The organism is Cupriavidus sp. KB_39, assembly GCF_052114485.1.
In the GTDB taxonomy this organism is placed as follows: Bacteria; Pseudomonadota; Gammaproteobacteria; order Burkholderiales; family Burkholderiaceae; genus Cupriavidus.
This window is the reverse complement of the sequence record NZ_JBFREV010000197.1, coordinates 1-486: the sequence shown is the minus strand read 5'-3', so window position 1 is coordinate 486 and position 486 is coordinate 1. Positions and strand designations below refer to the sequence as shown.

General features: G+C 62.2%; 1 pseudogene. It reads left to right on the top strand.

Annotated elements, in window-relative coordinates:
- Positions 1-374 (top strand): annotated as a pseudogene (locus tag AB4Z27_RS29505) (hypothetical protein); the annotation flags it as partial.
- Positions 375-486 lie beyond the last annotated feature (112 nt).

The window sequence follows — 486 nt, the reverse complement described above, 5'->3', positions numbered from 1 at the left end:
CATTCGAGACCGGCGTGGTCGTACGCAATAACGGTGCCGACGAGATGGAGAAGTACAACGCGCATCAAAGCTACGATGACGAACAGCTGGAGCGGATCCTCAATCGTCCACCTTATGAGGTGTACACGCTGTACGTCGGCTCTGACGGCAAGATGAACTCCCAGGCCCTGCCATGGCTTGGCCTCAAGATGCGCACCTTCGCGCGMAACCAGGCGGATGAACTGCCAAGCGACCCGCCACCGTTTGCGCAAAGCGAACCGCGCTTCCGCACCATYCTCRAMAGCCTGCGCCTGCGCGCCACCGTTCCAGCCCTGCCTGAGGTCACGGCGCTGGGCAAGGGGTACGGCGTCTCTACCGTGGGGACCGGTAAATGAAGCCCTTCACGATCAGTCGATGCCTGCTCACAGCTGTGGCCGTGTCGCTTCTGATGGGCTGCGGCCCGTCGCGCGCCGAACGTGAGGAGACAGAACGGGCACAGGAATGGCT